Source organism: Tolypothrix sp. VBCCA 56010 (assembly GCF_050875635.1).
Taxonomy (GTDB): domain Bacteria; phylum Cyanobacteriota; class Cyanobacteriia; order Cyanobacteriales; family Nostocaceae; genus Hassallia.
In genome coordinates, this window is record NZ_JBPAOH010000016.1 from 68,812 (window position 1) to 84,176 (window position 15,365).

The window sequence follows — 15,365 nt, forward strand, 5'->3', positions numbered from 1 at the left end:
ATTGGGCACTCTTCGTGCCCGCGACGAGATTAAATTATTTGAAAGAATCCCCAGAGCGCTTATTCGCCTCAGGCAACAATTGACCTAAATACCCACCGACACCAACTTTTGCTAAGTCTCCAAAGGTGGGGCGGAAGTTATGGTCTGCGATCGCGAGCACCAGCGCACCAATTACCAAAATAATTACAACTACAGACCTAACAGTAATGCATGACAGCATCTTAACCCTCATCTGACCTTACTTTGTGCTTTATTTGCAACTTGAGTTCTTTGATTTCATCAAAAAGTCGGTTAGCTTTATGATCGATTTTTTCTTCGTTAGCATGTATTAAATAATCTACTCGCTCAAAACGTTCACAGTAAGCAGCTACATGCACGCCAAAATTAAATTCGTTTTCAGCGATCCGCTTATTGAGTGATTTGTTTAGCTCATCGATTGCATCATAAATCGCCTTCTCAACTTGAAACACTCTATAAGTGATTGAGATCAAAGCTATAATTCCCAAACAGGATATCGAGATTATTTTTCATTAATTTAGTCCAAACAAAAAGCTCAAACCAACGCTGGTATTATTGCCACTTGCAAGTTTTATTGCACCACTTGGTTCTACTTGCCATCGAGCAGTTCCACCACTGGCATAAGTTGCTAACCAAATAATTTCATTTGGTCGATATCCAGCGGGTAAAGTAGCAACTACCTCGTTAGCCACCAAAGCAGTAGATTTTTTTATGGCTCCTTTAACCTCAATGAGGCAATCGCCAAGCTTACGGCATTGAGGAGTCGCATAAAGAGCCGCATAAGTTGACCATCCAGAAGCTAGGGTTAAATTTTGCCACGCCCCAACTGAAAAGACACCATCTGCCCCGGTTGCCCCGGTTGCCCCAGTGTCTCCCTTTAGCCCCTGGATACCTTGCGCTCCGGTTGCCCCAGTATCTCCCTTTAGCCCCTGGATACCTTGCGCTCCGGTTGCCCCAGTATCTCCCTTTAGCCCCTGGATACCTTGCGCCCGTCCCTACCGCAAAAGGCGGGGACGGCTTTATTCAGATTGTTTAGTTTCTTCCTCTAATTGTTCTGATAATTGCTCTAAATTGGTCAAACGTTTATGCAGCTTACCAAGTTTGACTTCCGTCTCTTCTAACTCCTCACGAGTCTCTTTGATCAGCTGCTTAACAGTTCCCCCACTAGTTTCTCTTTTTGACTGGCTAGAGGTAGTTCCCCTCTCCCTATCATTTCCACCAACTCTGATCGGCTGACCTCCAGGGCAATCGCTAAAGAGTCCAGTCTCTGTAAAGTGGTTTCGCTGAGGCTGAGGCTGACTGTTTTCTTGATCTCTCCGCGCTGAAGATGCTTGGCTTTGGGCATTTTGAGTAACCATACTGAGGTTTTGGGCTTCACTGGGAAACGCTACTCCGAAGGCGTAAGCGTGCTTGAGAAGTTGCGGCGGAATTTCGGATAATTTTGGAGCGTTCGCGAAGCGTTGCCGTACTCGGCATCGCGCTCTGTGTGTGCAGAGTATGCGTTCGCGAAGCGTTGCCGTACGATTACTGCGACTCCCCTAGGCGTTTTGTCCAAATTCGGGACTTCACTACAACCCGCATTCGGGAACTGGTGCTGAGGCTTGCTCACCTCAATCGGGTGCAGTCACCGATCATCAATCGCTTACGTCAGGATTTAGCTTGGCAGTTCCCGGAGGTAGCGCACATAAAATCACGGCGGTCGATTGATGGGGATGCGCCACTTCTGTGGGGCTGGCTGTGTGGGGAACGTAATTCAAGGCGATATGATGGTTTGCGCGATCGCTCTATTGGACTTGGCATAACCTCGACAGTTCGCCACCACGCCAGACGGTTGTGTGACTTGCAGCGAGAGGAATACAACATTGAAGTGGAATTACAGCAACTTTTGACTGATTCAAAGTTTACCGCTTACCGCCAGGTTTTTAAGACTTTTGGTTTTGGTTTGCGATTGGAGTCAATTATCCTCTCCCAAATTTACCCTATTGAGAATTACTTTGGCGCTGACGGTAAGCCAGAAGTCAGGATTCGCAAGGGTCGAAAGTCTGGAAAGCCAACTAAACGCTACCTGTCACTACGTCGATTCCAGAAATCTCTAGGGCTTGCACCGTCCTTAGAAGCGTCCGGTGATAAAAGTAAAATTAAGATCCAAGGTGGTTCTGATTTGTGTCGTATCGCCTTCTGGCAATGGGTTTTCACTCGTATTGAGGTTAAGCGCTGCCGCCTTAATAATGAGATTGGTGCAGCGCTGGGCGCTCAGTTGGATGCTGAAAAAGTAGCGGGGCGCCCGGTTCGATTGGTGCGATCGCGCATATCCGCCAAGGCTGCAAAGTTACTATTTCGGGAATTAGTTAAAGCTCTAGAGTGAATTCTAAAAAGCTACGCAATTTGATGTTTGCTTTACATCGGTACATTGGGTTAGGTGTAGGACTGATTGCGATTATTGTTGGTTTCACCGGGAGCCTGCTGGTCTTTCACACAGAAATCAGTGATGTTCAGCTATATCGCCAGATCGGGACGATTACTCCTCAAGGTGAACCTTTGCCGATTGAGACAATCCTCAATACGGTGAAATCTACTTGTACCAATCAACCAGATGCCTTGCTCCAGGTACTTTATCTGCCAGTAAAACCCTCAAAGCCAGCGAATGTTGTTTATGCAACCAAAGAAAACGATTGGATCGATAACTATGTGAATCCCTATACGGGGGTGGTTCTCAGCAACACTCTTAAACCAAATGCTGGGCAGCGTTTTTTCAAAGTTGCATATAAACTGCACTACGCTCTGTTAGCAGGCGACATCGGACTCAAGATTGTGGGTATTGTTGGCTTGCTGATGTGTATTCTCAGCATCACGGGATTGGTGCTATGACCTGGATGGAGAAAGCTGATTGCAGGCTTCACAATCAAGTGGAATGCCCATCCCAAGCGCGTGAACTTCGATATTCACAAAGTAGTGGGAGTGGTTGTAGCTACTTTCTTAGTGCTGACGTTTTTCACAGGGTTCTGCTGGAATTTTTATGAGTTCAGTGAATCCTTTATTCGTGCAGTGACGTTCAGTCCCCCAAAAACTTACCCAGTTTCCAAACCGATCGCAGGTCAATCTCCGCTACCATTAGCCGAACAACTAAAAACGGCACAGGCAGCGTTACTAGGTGCAGAACTTCAAACGATTTACTTTCCGCAGAAACCAGAAAATACCTTATCGATGCGATATAAGTTTCCCCAAGAAGCGGGGGACATCGGCAGAAGCGAGGTTTATCTCGATCAGTACAGTGGCAAGGTGTTACGAGTCGATAATGGGTTAGAGCAATCGTTGGGCGATCGCGTCCTCAACTCCTTTGAACCTTTACACTTCGGCACTTTTGGTGGCTTACCCACCCGCATTCTCTACGTGTTCGTAGGACTTGCGCCGTTAATCTTGTTTATTACTGGCTTTGTGATGTGGCGATATCGCAAAAGACCTACGACTAATTTACTTACAGAGGCGATGCCTACGGTTACCCGTACCCCTACGGGGAAGCAAGCTACGCGCAGCGTCTCCGACAGGAGAAGCGGCAACGCCCAAAAGTAGAAACGCTCCGATTTTATCTGTTAAAAATTTTTACATAGTCAGGAGAATTCCCAGCAAATCTGTACCTGCGCTGATGAAGGTGTCGTTACCGTTTTGGCTGATGTTCAAGTTGTTGAAAGTTAAACCACCAGTTAAAGTGATGCGATCGCCTTCATCAAACTTAATAATCGTCGCTTCCCCGGCATCTTCACCCAAAATAAAGCGATGCCTACGGCAACCCGTTCGCGTAGCGTCTCCGACAGGAGAAGCGGGAACGCTTCCATTAAGAGTGAAAATCGTATCAATACCAGAAGAGGTAATTGTATTGTTACCTTCTCCCGCATAAATGATGTTATTTCCTTTCCCTGCGTTGATGATGTCATTTACAGCACTTGCGTAGGTAGTATTATTGCTAGTATCTGCATAGATGGTGTTGTTGCCTTCACGTGCGTAAATCGTGTTATTGCCACCTAAATCATAAATGGTGTCATCATTATCAGTTCCATACAGCGTATCGTTGACGACACTTCCTTGAATACCAACTAAATTGCTGGGATTGCGGGGATTGTAGCTGGTGGTGTCAATCGTCAACGCATTTGGTAAAGCGTTAACAATGTTTTCCCAAGGAACTAGTTTAAAGTTGGTTTTGACGTTTTCGCCATCGACAAGCTTTGCGGGGAGATTATCACCATCTTGGGTAACGAACAAACCAAAGGGGAAATTAGCACCCAGCGGCACGTTAATTACATCTGCACCATCAGATTGTTGTACACTATCAATTGACCCGTTATTGCCAACGGCAAATCTACCCAAGAAATCGTTGTTACCTTCACGGGTGTAAGCTGCAAAGGTGCTGTCTCCTTGGCTGGATGCTAATAAGTAGCCTGTACCATCTTTGCCGTAATATATAGTTAGTCCTTCTGCGTCATCGGTGAGATTTGTTCCACCCTCAAACCGGACGCGATCGATTAAAGTACCAGTTGTACCACCGTTAGGTTCAGCTTGAAACTTCCAAATACCGACATCTTCCTGGGCAATGTAGAGAAAACCAAGTTCTTGATCTACGACTGTTCCCTCTGTTTGCGGAGAACGTCCGGGAGTTGTCGGTGAAGGTAAAGTGAATTCGCGTACTCTTTCTGCTCCTATCTTACCATTGCCTTGGTCAATTAGTTTGAACTGCGCTACATCTCCAGTTGCTCGGCGATTGGCGAAGACATAGTAATCATCGGTGACAGGACTGCGATATAATGCTAAACCGTAAGCGCTACGTGTTGATGGTGAATAAGGAGGTTCAAACGGTAAATCTTGGAATAAAGTACCGATGCTGCTATCGGTGATATCTTCTAGATATTCACCGGGATTATTCGGATTGATTTTGAAAATTGCGAGTTTATCGTTATTGCGATCGCTTGCGACGGCAATATCAATCGACTCTCCACCCAACTTAAATCCATACTGCAAGTCGATATTGTTATAACGAATATTCCCAGGATTCACTTCTTGTACCAAATTGCCTGATAAATCATAAACTCGCAAACCGGCATTTTTCACCGCAGTCAGTATCAAGCTTTTTTCCGAATCAGTCGAATTAACGTAGATAGCTGGATCGTCAGCATCAGCACGTTGACTGAATGGTAAATTCGGATCGTTGAATAAATCAGGACGAGTTTCTACCGTTGGGGTTGCAGTGGGAATTAAATCTGCACCCAAAGTTAAAACCTGTGTAAATTGACTTTGACTGAAGTTGTTATCACTCACCAAGACAATCGATTGCCGTCCATCTGGTAACACGGGACCGAAAGTGATACCTTCAATATTATCTGTGCCGTTGGGTAAGTTTAACGAGTTAAGATTTAACAGCAAGCGTTTTTCAACAGGTTTGATTGCCGCAACTTCCTCAGAACTTAAACTGTTAAGCGAATCAACGAAGCTGATATCAGTTGCACCTTGCAAACTAACTTCATAAATCTTAATCGTATTTCCCACACCAGCAGAAAAAGAACGTTCTAAAGCGAGTAGTGTACCTCGATTATCAATTGCGAGTAAATCCACCAAACCGTTATCAGCGGAACTTGTAGTTGGATTTGGTGTTGTAGCGATCGCATCTACATTATATAGATATTCTTTTTCCGGTTGTCCGCTAACCAGATTATATTGCAAAATCCGCGATCGCGAACCGTTAGTTAAAGAAGCGATCGCACCATCTTGAAATAAAGCGCTTTCAGTAGCAGTGTACAATGTCTTTTGGTTGGGTGCGATCGTCAGACTTTCAAAAGCCAAATTATTCCGAACACCCGATACCTGAGTATCACCCGCATCGACAACACCGTTATTATTCGTGTCATTTACCACGGGAAGGAATTTTTTCGGTATAGGTAAAGAACGAATTTGCTGTCCTGTGGAAAGCGAGAATTCATTAATAAACGGATTCGTCACCCTACCCGCACTCAGATTCACCTCACCTTCAGACGAGATGAAAACAGTATTATTCTTAGTTAAAGCAATTCCCTCTGGATCTAAACTGTTGAGTAGAAAGAACTTGTTATTTCCGTCTTTGAGTGTAGTGACGTTGGTAAAATTAACTTCTGTTGAATCAGCGCTAAAAGTATAGAAACGCGCAGGTGCAATTTGCGATCTATCATCAGAAATAGCATAAAAGCGTTTATTTACAGCATCGTAAGTTACACCCGACAAACCACCCACAGGAGTTTCCACACCATTAACCTCTCCTGCTACACCAGAAGGAATAAAACCTGTAGGGAAAATCTTCTCCCCTTCATATCCTACACTAGAAACAGTTTTACCAGCTTCGGTTGCGCCCAGTTGCAAATCTACCCAAACTTGACGATGGTCAGAAGAGGGAAAACCACCAGGAAGTTTCGGATCAAAAGTGCCCACCAAAGAAAACATAGGGTCAGTATTTAACGACCAAAACACACCAGAATTCTCAATTTGCAAATCAGTAGAAGGTAAAACATAATCTGTTCTCAGATTTCCCGGTGTAGTATCTGCAAAATCTGCCGTATCAAAAGCAGGATTTCCGCGTTGAGTGAGATTTGCACCACCTTGCAATATCGCCTGCTGCGAACCGCCCTCACTCGTAGGAATAAAGTTAGTATTAAGATTGGGATTTAGTAACAATTGGCGAATCGCATTATCGTAGCTGTCACCATCTACAGGGTCTGCATTCTGATCGCCCATAATAACAAAACTCGACCCTTGATTAATACCGCCTCTTTTTCCGGTATCATCATAGATATAATCGCCCTTCCCAGGTGTGATATAATCTGCCCAAAAGCGGATTTCATCATGATTGCGTTTGCCGTTACGGTCTTCTGCACCATCGAAAGTCGGGGGTGTGGGATGACTAACTAAAGCGTGAATCGTCTGTCCATTCAGTATGATGGGAACATCCCAATGGCTTTTAGAAGAAAGTCGTAAAACAGCTTGTTCTTCTGACGAGTACCAAGGAATTCCCGAACCAGGAGTGCTAATTGTCGATAATAACGAATCCGGCATATCTTTCCACAAAAAATTCTGGAAAGTTCGCACATTCGCAGTATCGATAGGATACTTCGACAGTAACAACATCCCATACTGACCGGGGAAATTGCCAAATCCGAAAGCATCATTACCGTATCCCACTTCTGCCGGATTCGTAACCACTTTCCCATCATTATCTAAATCAAATCCGGAAGCGATACCCGTATTCGACGGAGCAATGTAGACATAAGGATATTCTACCGGAGTTGCGCCATTTTGACTTTTTGCAAGGTAATTTTGCTGAAATAATTCGACAGCTTTCAGCGGATCTTCTGCAAAGTAATCAAACTCGTTAATTAACTGTACATCTGCATTAGTGCGCTGAATAATTTCCGCAACCGATTTCGCTTGTGCGTTATTTAGAGTAGATAAATCAGCGATTAACTCACCTTCAGCATTGCGGTTCAAGGATGCATTAAACTGGGAAAAACGGATTGTATTCGTAGTTACCATATATTTATTCTGGGGTAAGAGAGGATTTTTTCATCGAACCGCAGAATACGCAGAGAACACAGAGAATAACTTACGCCAAAACTCTCCCAAACCCTCTTTACTTCGTGTCCTTCGCGTCTTTGCGGTTCGTTTCTCCAATATCTAAACAATACTGACAGTATTCAATTGCACATACTTCAATGTCGCAAGCAAATCACTACCCGCGCTAATCAAAGTATCATTACCACTAACACTAACCGTAAAATTACTGTTTGACAAACCGCTACCGCGAGTAATCTGGTCATTGGAGGAGAAACCGAAAATGGTAACTGCACCGACACCTGCATCGAGGATAAAGCGGTTCATTCCACTACCCACATAAGCTATATCATTACCCGTTCCCGCAGATATAATGTTATTACCTTCACCACCATAAATCAAATCATCACCTGCACCTGTAGATATAGTGTCATCACCCGCACCTGCATATATAATGTCATTACCAGTTTTTGTAACAACCCGGTTTTTCCCTTCACCAGCGTAAACAGAGTTATTACCATTACCCAAAAAGAAGATACCATTCCCTGCACCACCGTAAGCAACATCATTTCCAGCTTTAGCCAGAAAGACATTATTACCTTCGCTACCGTAAAGAATATTGTTACCCTCACCACCATCTAAGAAATCGTCAGATGAAGTACCGTTAATGGTATCATCTTCATTACCACCATTAAGACGCGATGTTGGTAAGCTCAGTCCAGCAAGACCGACACGCGGATCTAAATTAAGTGGTTTGTCTAGCTGTAGTTGAATGATTTCGTTGTTATCAATTGCTGGTGGTCTTCCGACAGAGAAGGGATAATTATTATCATTCGCAACTAAGATGGTATTTTCATCGAGTACCAAGACATTTTCGATGGTTTGGAAGGGAAATTTAAAGCTGGTGCTACCATCTTGATTCAAGTCATTCGGATCTTGAATGTTCAACAAGTCAGCAACTTCTTCTTTTGCTACAAACCCATTTGCATCTTTCTGGGAGAAGTCAACTTTAAAGATTTTCTTGAATTTAGCGGTGTTACCTTGTCCGTTATCACGCTCAATCACCAAATACTCATTATCGTTGATAACGGTCATGTCGCCGATCGCATTGGCGGTATCTTCCAGTTTATAATATCCAACCAAACCTTGAAATTGTTGACTTGCGATATCAAATTCATGAATTCGCAGCGCATTTGCCGGATCGCCGACAACAGAACCCTCTAATAAAGGATATAATTTGGTTTTGTCGGGATTAATTGCCATACCCTCAAAACCTCTGGAAGCAGCTAGGTTAGAGACAGCATTACCAGCAAGCACATCAGGATTGTTAGGCGATCGCACAAAATCCCCAGCAATTTGATCTCTAACTTTATCTCCGGTTCCGGGGAAGTCGGTAAAATAGCCATCGACACCTAACTTAATAAACTGCTGAAACTCCAGTTCCGGATTGCCTTGATAATCTGCTGCTAAGAAGACATTTTCGTTACGGAAGGTGTACGGATGTACTAATAAACCTGCGTTATGAGCATCTGTAATTAAAGATGTTGGTGGTAAAGTCGTTTTATCGGCATCGTTAACTGCACCATCACCATTAATATCATCCGCTAAACCATCACCATCAGCATCAGTTCCCTTCACCGAAACAATCATCCGCTTCCAGGGACCAATACCATCAGCATAAGTTGCAACTTCCTGCAAACCTTCGGGAGTCCGCAAATCGCCATAGGTGCGAGAATCGCCATTCACGACAAAATCATAAGGCTGCTTCTCAATTAGTGTACCATCTAAAGCAACATCGGTTGCATCTAATAATTGTACCAGGGGTACATCAATGAGTTGGTTAAGTTCTTTGAGATTTCCAACTTCAAACGATTGAATGAAAACTCGACTTGGATCGGTGAAGTCATTTTTATTCAGGATATCAACTAATGGTTCTTCCAAAGAAAGTCCGACAGAATCATGATAAGTCGGATGTTTGGTTTCTGGATAGATACCGATTTTCTTACCTGTGTCTGTTTCAACTTGCTTAACAAAATCGATGATTTCCTGAAGAGTGGGAACTTCAAATTGCCCGTTGTAAGATTGATCGCGAAAGTCAAGACGCTCTTTTGCTCGTAGAGTTTTAATTTCTGCTAAAGTGAAGTCGTCAGCAAACCAACCAGTTTCGGCAACACCATCGATAATTTTAGTTGTGAAGCGATCGCTAAATTCTGAGCGAGTTGCCACATCGGTGGTATCTTTAATATTGACTTCATGACGAGCAATTAATACGCCGTCTTTAGTTGATACCAAATCTGGTTCAATAAAATCAGCCCCTCGCTCGATCGCTAATTTGTAGGAAGCGAGAGTATGTTCTGGGCGATCGCCACTTGCACCGCGATGACCGATGACAATTGGTGCTTTTCCGTTCAAAGTGTTGAGTTGAGCAAAGTTAGGCGTAGAAATAGGCGCATCTAACAATTTACCTGTAGCATCAAAGTGCAACAGATAAGGTCCAAACTCATCTCCAATCCAGATTGTACCATCTTTCGCCAAATCAAAAGATTCAATATCAAAATCTGCACCAGTAAGTAAGCGTTCTGTCGTATTTTCGTTAACAATCTTAAAATCAGCTTTCTTATCCGGGTCAGCTAACTGAATGAAGTTCAAAACATTAACGCTACCGTCACCTGCTTCTATACCTCGAAAGTTCGGGTCAACGCGATAGATTCTTAAAAGGAAATCAGAACTGTTTGTTTTAGCACCATACCCATTATCAGGCATAAACCAGAAGGTATTTTTGTCAGCAAACTGAACTGCGCTAAAGCCTTGAATCGGTTGTCCGCGAAAGGGAATGGTGCGTCCGTTGGTATCACCTGTAATAGTACTACCCGATGGGAGATTATCAGCAAATGTATCGGCTGGTAACGTAGCAAAGCCTTTAAGTGTTACGTTTGACATATGTTTTTTGCCTGGTTTTGTGGTAATAATATTTGCCAAAAATATGAATTCTTACTCTTGCATTCTTCTCTGCGATGTGGTTCATCTAAGTTAAAAATAGCTGTAAAAAATTAAGCTCGAACTAGCTTTTTTGAACCTATAAAGTGATAAAATACACCCTTACTCAAAGCGTGGAACTTTGAAATAAGCTTTCATTACGCTTGTTTCAAAGTTCTCACACGTAGGTTAAGAGAAAGAAATGTTTTGATTAAAAGCAGTATTTTTTCTAAATAGGGATGTACGTAACTAGGGCGATCGCTTCTGTTTAAATACTGAGATTTTTTTCTGAAGAAATGTATTAGCTGTCGAACGGTTTAGCTGTTTTGTCGCCCCCTCAAGGATATACAATTTGTTTGATTCGGGATGAAAGGGGTGTAGGGGGCTTTCTTGTTCCCCACACCCCACACCCCACACCCCACACCCACACCCTACCCCCTCTTGTTCCCCACACCCTACACCCCACAACGCCACTTGCTTTATGCCGGGAAACCCGTCCACCGCAGTGGCTCCCCCACACCCTGAATTATGGTACAGACCAGCACACATAGAGACTTTCCTACTATGGGAAAAATCACTTCGTTCATATTCATCTGTGCAAAGCTACTGCTACTGACCTCTTGTAGTTCTACTAAGTTAAATGTGTCATCGAACCTAGCTCATGCAGCAAGCGTGACCGCAGATGCATCTGGTGCAGCTAAGTCTAATAGAACACTGCCACCAGCAGATGTTATTAAGCCAATAGAGGTTTTGAGAAGCCAAAATTACTCTGAAGGAGTTGTCTTTGACCGTGAAGGCAACCTCTACTTCTCTCAAACCAGAGCCGGAACCATTACCGTTTTACCTCCTAATGGCACTCCTCGACTTTGGGCTGAACTTGAAGGCGCTAACGGACACAAGATTATGTCTGGAGATATTCATATTGTCGCAGCCACAAACTCGGTTGTGAAACTAGATGCCAATGGTCAGATTCTAAAAGTGGTTGCAAGCGAATTTAACGGCAAGCCTCTAGAGTATGCCAACGACATCACCCTTGATAAGCAAGGAGGATTTTACTTTACTGACTCCGGTAGCAGACAGACCCCGACTGGCGCGGTTTACTACGTGTCTCCAACAGAGAAAATCAGCCAGGTTGCTAACGGGTTAGCCTTTGCCAATGGGATTGTCCTTACCCCAGATGGCAAGCGCCTCTTTGTTGCCGAGAGCTATAAAAATCGAATTTTAGAGTACAAGGTGCTGTCACCAGAAAAGGTAGAATTTCAGAAAGTGTTTGCTGAACTGCCTGTCAAACAGGGAGAACAAATCGACAATCAGCCTGATGGGATGTGCCTAGACGCACAGGGAAATCTTTACGTGGCTCACTTTGGCATGGGTCAAGTGCAAGTCCTCAATCCTAAGGGGCAACTGATCCGTCGATATTCCAGCGGCAACCTCACTTCCAGCAACTGTGCCTTTGGCGGTCCAGGTCTGAAGCAGCTGTTCGTTACTGGTGCCTTGCAAATGGAAGATGGTGAGGGAGCAATCTTCCGCTTAGACTTGGGCGTGCGTGGGTTAGACATTCGCCCCAGAAGTCAAGGTACTACTTCTACATAACACAAACATTAAAAAATGGGAAGGCTAGACAAAAATCATCGGTCAACCTGCTCTTAGGTCAGATTCAACTGTTTTTTAGTTCCGTCAAACTCACGTTTAATTAAGCACACACTCCTTCCTGACTACAAGCTAACCGAAACGTCCAGAAACGTAATCGCGGGTACGCTCATCAAGAGCGCTACCAAAGATTTGACTGGTGACTCCAAATTCTACCATTTGACCGATGCGACTTTCATCGGTGTTGAAGAAAGCTGTAAAATCAGAAACACGAGCAGCTTGCTGCATGTTGTGAGTGACAATTGCAATTGTCAACTCACCCTTCAAACTATCGATGAGTTCTTCAATTTTCATAGTAGCGATTGGATCTAAAGCCGAACAAGGTTCATCCATCAAAAGAACTTTTGGCTTGACAGCTAAAGCACGAGCGATGCAAAGTCGCTGTTGTTGTCCTCCCGAAAGTCCCAAAGCTGATTTATGCAGCTTATTTTTCACTTCATCCCACAAAGCAGCATTTTTGATCGCATTTTCGACAATTTCATCTAACTGAGCTTTGGAATTCAATCCAGCTATTCTCAATCCATATGCAACATTATCGTAAATACTCATCGGAAAAAGATTCGGCTTTTGAAACACCATTCCAATTTGTCGGCGTAATTTATTTAAATTAACGCGACGCTCATAAATATTCTGACCGTAAAATTCTACTTGACCTTCTACCCGCACTTGACCTTCTAATTCACTAATACGGTTGAGGGATTTAATAAAAGTCGATTTACCACAACCACTAGGACCAATAATTGCAGTTACTTTATTTTGGTGAATATCCATTGTCACTTGTTCCAAGGCTTTTGTCGTGCCGTAGAAAAAGCTAAGATTTTTGATTCTAATGGCTGGGATTAATTTACTCATTTTTGGCAAATATGTGAAACAAAACGTAAATAATTCTCGTACAGACGTTCCAATGGAACGTCTCTACTTTTTCCGACGAATAAATATGCGAGATAAAAGACTGATAAACAATACAATACCAAGTAAAATGATAGAAGCAGTCCAAACTAATGCTGTTTTTTCTGGTGAGGGGTCGTTGTATAAGTTAAAAATTAATACCGATAAAGAAGCTGTCGGACTAGATAAACTTTCTGACCAATATTGACTAAATAAAGCAGTAAAAATTAACGGTGCTGTTTCACCAGCAGCGCGAGATACACCTAATAAAACACCAGTGGTAATACCTGGTAGTGCAGCAGCAACGACGACACGAAAAGTAGTTTGCAGACGATTACCTCCCAAGGCAGCAGAAGCGAGACGTTGGGGAACGGGAATCAGTTTTAAGGCTTCTTCGGTGGTGAGTACGACAATCGGCAGCATAATAACAGCTAAAGCAAAACCACCAGCGATCGCACTAAATTGTTTCTGTACCAAAACTATGACACCATAAGCAAATACTCCCACAACAATCGAAGGCACGCCAGTCAAAATAGTAGTGATAAAACGAACACCACTAGCAACTTGAGAACCTTGACCAAACTCTGATAAAAATATACCAGTCATCACTCCGCAGGGAATACTAATTAAAGAAGCGATCGCCACCATTACCAAAGTTCCGACAATCGCATTAGCAAAGCCATTCTCAATCACTTCTTTAAAGAACATTTCCGCTTTCAATCCAGAAAGTCCTCTTGTAAGAATTTCCCAGACAACTGACAGCAAAGGAATCAACGCCAAAATTGCCAAAGCGAATGCAATAACTGTCATTCCATAGTCAAAGAATAGCCGTTTACCTTGTAAAGGACTATATAATTCTTTTGCTAATGATTCATTAATTTCCGATTCTTGATAGTTAGTCATAAGATTTTGGGCATTGGGCATTGGGCATTGGGCAATGGGCAATGGGCATTGGGCAATGGGAATTAAACAAGTTCTTTGAAAGTAATGCGTGTTCTAATACGATTCTTTCTATGCCCCATGCCCATTGCCCCATGCCCCAATTTTTATTTTTTCTTTACACCAAGCAACTGCACTAACATAACAGCACCAATATTCACGGCTAAAGTTAAAGCGAATAAAATCAAAGCTAAATAAGTTAAAGAGCCAATGTGCAATGCGCTTGCAGCTTCTGGGAATTCATTTGCTAATACGGCAGGAATTGAGTAACCAGGGTCGAGTAAGGAAGAACTGATAACTGAAGAGTTACCGATTACCATAGTTACAGCCATTGTCTCACCCAAAGCTCGCCCTAAAGCCAACATCGCTGCACCGACGATTCCGGAAGCACCTGAGGGTAGCAATACTCTAAAAATTGTTTCCCAGCGTGTGGAACCCAAAGCCATAGACCCGGTTCGCAATTCACGGGGAACTACTAACAAGACATCTCGACTAATTGCCGCCATCGTGGGCAAAATCATGATAGCCAAGATGATACCTGCTATCAACATGCTCGGACCTGAGGCTTGGGTATTAAATAGGGGTATGACTTGAAATTTCTCGTATAACCAGTCTTGCAAGGGTGTGAGGAACGGAATTAAAACATAAATTCCCCACAATCCAATGATGACGCTGGGAATGGCAGCGATGAGTTCAACAACAAATGCTATAGGCGATCGCACCCAATCTGGCAGAAAATCTTCACTTGTAACTAAAGCTACTGCCAATCCTATCGGTACGGCGAGAAGCAAAGAAAGGGCGCTACTGATTATTGTCCCATAAATATAAGGCAAAGCACCATAAATTTCGTTGGGTACATCCCAATCTTTGCCCCAGAAAAATCCTAATCCAAATTTGGCGATCGCTGGGCGAGCTTTGTCAAAAATTACCCAACTTATCCAAAACAGCAGGGCAACTGTCAAAAAAGCAAAGCTACGAACTAGCCATATAAACCCATCATCTATAGATAAATTTTCCCCTTTTTTATTTGTAATATCAAGGTCAATATTTACTGGATTAGGAACTTCTTCAGATACATTTGCCATAGATAATTAATCTAGCTTTACGACATAAATGTTATTTTTTGACTTTTTCGGTAGAGGGTTTATTCTCTACCGAGGATATATCTGCAAACTACAAACTATTTAACATTGCTGTTGACAGTATTAATCACTTGATTTGCGACACCACTAGTACAGGGTGGCGGAAATAGACCGACCATTAAATAGCCAGCACCTTACCCTTATAAGTCCATTTGAAAGGTTTAGCCATCGTTCGATTGAAGTAATCAA

12 protein-coding genes and 1 pseudogene are annotated in these 15,365 nt (G+C 43.2%); 3 read left to right on the forward strand and 10 right to left on the reverse strand.

Annotated elements, in window-relative coordinates; genetic code table 11:
- Nucleotides 1-34 precede the first annotated feature (34 nt).
- From AABK37_RS08135 to AABK37_RS08150, 4 genes are all read right to left on the reverse strand, one after another.
- Nucleotides 35-220 (reverse strand): hypothetical protein, encoded by a 186-nt coding sequence (locus AABK37_RS08135; protein WP_432551081.1) that lies wholly within the window; start codon nt 218-220, stop codon nt 35-37.
- 1 nt (nt 221) lies between these two features.
- Nucleotides 222-491, reverse strand: a complete 270-nt coding sequence (locus AABK37_RS08140) for a hypothetical protein (protein WP_432551082.1) — start codon at nt 489-491, stop codon at nt 222-224.
- Nucleotides 492-530: 39 nt separating this feature from the next.
- On the reverse strand, nt 531-713 hold the full coding sequence (locus AABK37_RS08145) for a hypothetical protein (RefSeq protein ID WP_432551083.1): 183 nt from the start codon (nt 711-713) through the stop codon (nt 531-533).
- A 446-nt stretch (nt 714-1,159) separates the two neighbouring features.
- A complete protein-coding gene (locus AABK37_RS08150) occupies nt 1,160-1,363 on the reverse strand; it encodes a CopG family transcriptional regulator (protein ID WP_432551094.1) in 204 nt (67 codons plus the stop codon).
- A gap of 168 nt (nt 1,364-1,531) precedes the next feature.
- Here AABK37_RS08150 and AABK37_RS08155 point away from each other — a divergent pair, with 168 nt between their 5' ends.
- Together AABK37_RS08155 and AABK37_RS08160 are read left to right on the forward strand one after the other, a co-directional pair.
- On the forward strand, nt 1,532-2,383 hold the full coding sequence (locus AABK37_RS08155) for an IS110 family transposase (protein WP_432551084.1): 852 nt from the start codon (nt 1,532-1,534) through the stop codon (nt 2,381-2,383).
- Between the two features lie 23 nt (nt 2,384-2,406).
- A pseudogene (locus tag AABK37_RS08160) lies at nt 2,407-3,588 on the forward strand (PepSY-associated TM helix domain-containing protein).
- A gap of 30 nt (nt 3,589-3,618) precedes the next feature.
- Here AABK37_RS08160 and AABK37_RS08165 read toward each other — a convergent pair.
- Complete coding sequence (locus AABK37_RS08165; protein ID WP_432551085.1) at nt 3,619-7,563, reverse strand: phytase; 3,945 nt, start codon at nt 7,561-7,563, stop codon at nt 3,619-3,621.
- A 141-nt stretch (nt 7,564-7,704) separates the two neighbouring features.
- Nucleotides 7,705-10,560, reverse strand: a complete 2,856-nt coding sequence (locus tag AABK37_RS08170; RefSeq protein ID WP_432551086.1) for an esterase-like activity of phytase family protein — start codon at nt 10,558-10,560, stop codon at nt 7,705-7,707.
- A 639-nt stretch (nt 10,561-11,199) separates the two neighbouring features.
- Here AABK37_RS08170 and AABK37_RS08175 point away from each other — a divergent pair.
- On the forward strand, nt 11,200-12,150 hold the full coding sequence (locus AABK37_RS08175; protein ID WP_432551087.1) for an SMP-30/gluconolactonase/LRE family protein: 951 nt from the start codon (nt 11,200-11,202) through the stop codon (nt 12,148-12,150).
- A gap of 129 nt (nt 12,151-12,279) precedes the next feature.
- On the opposite strand, the gene pstB is transcribed toward AABK37_RS08175, so the two are convergent.
- From pstB to pstC, 4 genes are all read right to left on the reverse strand, one after another.
- Entirely contained in the window at nt 12,280-13,059 is a 780-nt protein-coding gene (gene pstB / locus AABK37_RS08180) for a phosphate ABC transporter ATP-binding protein PstB (RefSeq protein WP_432551088.1), read from the reverse strand.
- Between the two features lie 63 nt (nt 13,060-13,122).
- The gene (gene pstA, locus AABK37_RS08185) at nt 13,123-13,998 is read right to left on the reverse strand and encodes a phosphate ABC transporter permease PstA (RefSeq protein WP_432551095.1); all 876 of its coding nucleotides are present in this window, start codon (nt 13,996-13,998) and stop codon (nt 13,123-13,125) included.
- Nucleotides 13,991-14,131, reverse strand: coding sequence for a hypothetical protein (locus tag AABK37_RS08190; protein WP_432551089.1), 141 nt, complete (start codon nt 14,129-14,131; stop codon nt 13,991-13,993). The genes pstA and AABK37_RS08190 overlap by 8 nt, the downstream gene beginning before the upstream one ends.
- A 10-nt stretch (nt 14,132-14,141) precedes the next feature.
- Nucleotides 14,142-15,119: a phosphate ABC transporter permease subunit PstC gene (gene pstC / locus AABK37_RS08195; protein WP_432551090.1), complete on the reverse strand. Its 978-nt coding sequence runs from the start codon at nt 15,117-15,119 to the stop codon at nt 14,142-14,144.
- Nucleotides 15,120-15,365 lie beyond the last annotated feature (246 nt).